This is a genomic window from Candidatus Hepatincolaceae symbiont of Strigamia maritima, from assembly GCF_055505085.1.
In genome coordinates this window covers 1-3,803 of record NZ_DBKDTU010000027.1, presented here as the reverse complement: position 1 = coordinate 3,803, position 3,803 = coordinate 1, and the positions used below count along the sequence as shown (strand labels likewise).

At 32.8% G+C, this 3,803-nt stretch carries 2 protein-coding genes and 2 pseudogenes; 2 read left to right on the top strand and 2 right to left on the bottom strand.

Translation table 11 applies throughout. From position 1 onward, the window contains the following. Window positions 1-183: 183 nt before the first annotated feature. Window positions 184-1,659, top strand: a pseudogene (gene adh, locus ACQCX0_RS00665) (aldehyde dehydrogenase); the annotation flags it as partial. A 68-nt stretch (window positions 1,660-1,727) separates the two neighbouring features. Further along, a pseudogene (locus tag ACQCX0_RS00660) lies at window positions 1,728-2,086 on the top strand (DUF779 domain-containing protein). 94 nt (window positions 2,087-2,180) lie between these two features. Here ACQCX0_RS00660 and ACQCX0_RS00655 read toward each other — a convergent pair. Continuing rightward, window positions 2,181-3,335 (bottom strand): MFS transporter, encoded by a 1,155-nt coding sequence (locus tag ACQCX0_RS00655; protein WP_462562159.1) that lies wholly within the window; start codon window positions 3,333-3,335, stop codon window positions 2,181-2,183. Window positions 3,336-3,411: 76 nt separating this feature from the next. Continuing rightward, window positions 3,412-3,717, bottom strand: a complete 306-nt coding sequence (rpmE, locus tag ACQCX0_RS00650) for a 50S ribosomal protein L31 (protein ID WP_462562157.1) — start codon at window positions 3,715-3,717, stop codon at window positions 3,412-3,414. Between the last annotated feature and the right edge of the window lie 86 nt (window positions 3,718-3,803).

The window sequence follows — 3,803 nt, the reverse complement described above, 5'->3', positions numbered from 1 at the left end:
AAAACTATTTTTAATGTTATAGAGATAAGTAAAATAATACATTAATTTATATTATCAAATTTATTATAATAATAAGGAAGAAGAATACAATGAAGTATTTTATACTTATATATTTTGAGGAGGAGAATCATGAGTTATGCTGATTTAAATAAATTAGGAATCAAAAATCCCTATAAATAATCCTATAATAATTATATCAACGGAGAATGGGTTCCTCCAGTAAAGGGGCAGTATTTTGATAATATAACACCTATTACCGGAGAGGTCTTCTGCAAAGTTATACGCTCTAATATTGAGGATATTAAAAAAGAACTAGATGCTGCTCATGCTGCTAAAAATGTTTGGGGAAAAACCGATGTTACTACCCGTGCTAATATTCTTAATAAAATTGCAGATAAAATGGAGGAAAATCTTAATTTACTTGCTCTTGCTGAAACCATTGATAATGGTAAGCCAATTCGGGAATGTATAGTAGCAGATATACCCTTGGCAATTGATCATTTAAGATATTTTGCCGGATGTATTCGTGCACAAGAGGGTAGTTTATCAGAAATAGATTCTGATACTATAGCGTATCATTTCTAGGAACCCTTAGGAGTTGTAGGTCAGATTATTCCTTGGAACTTTCCTATTCTTATGGCTATTTGGAAGGTTGCACCGGCTTTGGCAGCGGGGAATTGTATAGTATTAAAACCTGCCGAGCAAACCCCGGCATCTATTATGGTACTTATAGAACTTATTGGAGATTTACTACCAAAGGGTGTTTTAAATGTAGTTAATGAATTCGGATTAGAAGCCGGTAAACCACTAGCCTCAAATAGTCGTATTGCAAAAATAGCATTTACGGGAGAAACAACCACGGGGAGGTTAATTATGCAATATGCTTCCCAAAATCTTATTCCTGTAACCGTAGAATTAGGTGGAAAATCTCCTAATATCTTTTTTGCAGATGTATGCTTAAAAGATGATGACTTTTTTGATAAAGCTATAGAAGGGTTTGTAATGTTTGCTCTTAATCAGGGAGAAGTATGTACCTGTCCCTCACGAGCCCTAATTGAGGAAAGTATTTATAATAAATTTATGGAGCGTGCTCTTAAACGTGTAGCTGCTATTGTGCAGGGAAATCCTTTAGAGGAGGCAACTATGTTAGGAACACAGTCTTCACATGAACAAATGGAGAAAATCCTTGCCTATTTTGAGATTGCTAAAAAAGAAGGGGCAGAAGTACTTATAGGTGGTGAGACTTTAAAAATGACGGAAGATCTTGCTGATGGATACTATATTAAGCCAAGAATCTTTAAAGGTAATAATAAAATGAGAATCTTCCAAGAAGAAATTTTCGGACCAGTTGTAGCTGTTACAAGCTTCAAAACAGAAGAAGAGGCTCTGCATCTTGCTAATGATACTCTGTATGGTCTTGGTGCTGGTGTATGGTCTAGGGATATAAATACTTGCTATCGTATGGGAAGAGGAATTCAAGCAGGGCGGGTATGGATAAATTGTTATCATGATTACTCGGCACATGCAGCTTTTGGAGGGTATAAACAATCTGGTATAGGGCGTGAAAACCATAAAATGATGCTTAATCATTACCAACAAACCCAACAGACTAAAAATCTATTGGTTTCTTATAATCCTAACAAACTGGGATTTTTCTAAGAATCATTGCTCTGTAAGATATTTCCGCATTACTGAGAAATCTTATAGGAAATAAGGGGGATAAAAATATGCAAAAAGTAAATCGTGTGGAGGCAACAGAAGTTGCCTTAGAATTAATTGCAAGCTTAAAAAATAAATATGGACAAATTATGTTTCATCAGTCCTGTGGGTGCTGTGACGGATCCAGCCCAATGTGTTATCCAATAGGAGAGTTTATCATAGGTGAGCTGATGTACTAGTTGGAAAGATTGGGGATACCCAGTTTTATATGAGTGATGCACAATTTAAATATTGGAAACATACCCATCTTACCTTGGATGTTGTGGTAGGGAGAGGAGGGATGTTTTCATTAGAAAATGGAGAAGGTATACGTTTCTTAATACGTTCTCGTCTTTTTAGTGATATAGAAAGTGTACTACTAGAATAATAGTTTTTATTTAAAAAATAACCTGTAAAATATTCTGAAAGATATATAAAATATAAGGTTAAGTAAATTGGTGCTATTAAAGTTATTAAGAGTATTAAGCATGGCTACTCTTAAATAAATCTTTGATAAAAAATAACATAATAAATAAAATGAATGCTATAAATAACCAAGCAAAATTAATAGAAGTATAGGTATAAATAGCTCCTAATAATGAAGGACCAATCATTCTACCTAAACTACCTGAGGCTTGATTAATAGAAAAAATTAAGCCTTGTTGATGAGGAGAACCTTGAAAGGATATACTAGAGCTAAGATTAGGGAATACCAACCCATTACTACCTGCCACTAGGATTGCTACTAATCCTAAAGCAATATATTTATCATTAGTAAAGAAGCTTAATAATAAAAATGCTATAAAATATAAGGTAGTACCTAAGAATAAAGCTTTTCTACCTGAGTAGAATCTGGGAACTAATAATTGTGATAAAGTTTGAATAATAGCAAAAACCGTCCAAAATAAACCGATATGGAGAGGATCAAAGCCGAATTTAATACTTTGCCATAGGCTAAAAAATACTTCTACTCCTGAAAAAGTTACAAAGAGTAATACAGAAAATACAATATTATATAATATAACTCTGTTTTTAAGAACTGTGGATAATTGTTGTTTAATATTATAAATCGTCTCGTTAGTAGTATTAAGAGGTAAAGATTCCTTAAATAAAAAGCATGCTAAAATAGCAGAAACCATACCTAGACATCCGGCTAATCTAAAGGGGATAGTGAAATAATTATCAGGGTATCCACTTGCTAGGTATCCACCTATGGCTGGTCCTAGAATGAAGCCTAATCCGAAAGCAGATCCCATAAGTCCCATTGCTTTTGCCCGATTTTCCTTAGAGGATAAATCACTAGCTGCTGCAAAACATACTGCAAAATTTCCGGAGAAAAAGCCTGTTAAGGCTCTCATAGCAATTAAAGCAACAAAACTATGCACAAAAAAAGGAGTAATAAAGTAACAGATACTCATAAGAATTGTGGGAATAAAAAGTAAGGGTTTTCTCCCTATTTTATCACTTAAAATACCAAAGATCATATTAGCAATTAAATTACAAACTGCAAATATAGCTACTACAATACCAACTTGTAGTGGGGTTAAAACCAAAACTTTTTGAAACATAGGCAATACTGGGATAATCATGCCAAAACCTAAAATATCGGTAAAGGTAATAAGAAAAAGCACTGGCATGATAATAAACCTAATGTAATTATTTTGTATATAAATATATTGTTTATATTAAAGTTTAAGTTAACAATTTAACAACTTATTTTTTAGAAATACTAAAATTAGCAAATCTTTGATTAAATTTTGCTACCTGTCCTGCATTATCTACATGTTTTTCTCCACCTGTCCAAGCAGGATGTGAGTGACAATCTATATCCAATTTTAAAATGTCTCTAGGTTTGCCCCAGGTAGAACGAGTTTCAATAGTAGTACCATCAACTAACTTTACGGTTATATGATGATAATCAGGAGCAACTATACTATTTTGTCTGGTTTTAGCTTTACTCGGAGCTTCTTGCATATTCTTAGCAGTAGCTTTAGTTATAGGTTTTTTTGCTGTAGCCATTTTGTTAATCCCTAGTTATATATTAATTACAGTAAATTAGAATTATATTCGTATGTTTTTAACATAACATATATTATATATAAAAG

Excerpts from the sequence above, each read along its gene's own strand:
- ACQCX0_RS00655 (WP_462562159.1), bottom strand. The coding sequence starts at position 3,335 with ATGCCAGTGCTTTTTCTTATTACCTTTACCGATATTTTAGGTTTTGGC.
- rpmE (WP_462562157.1), bottom strand. The coding sequence starts at position 3,717 with ATGGCTACAGCAAAAAAACCTATAACTAAAGCTACTGCTAAGAATATG.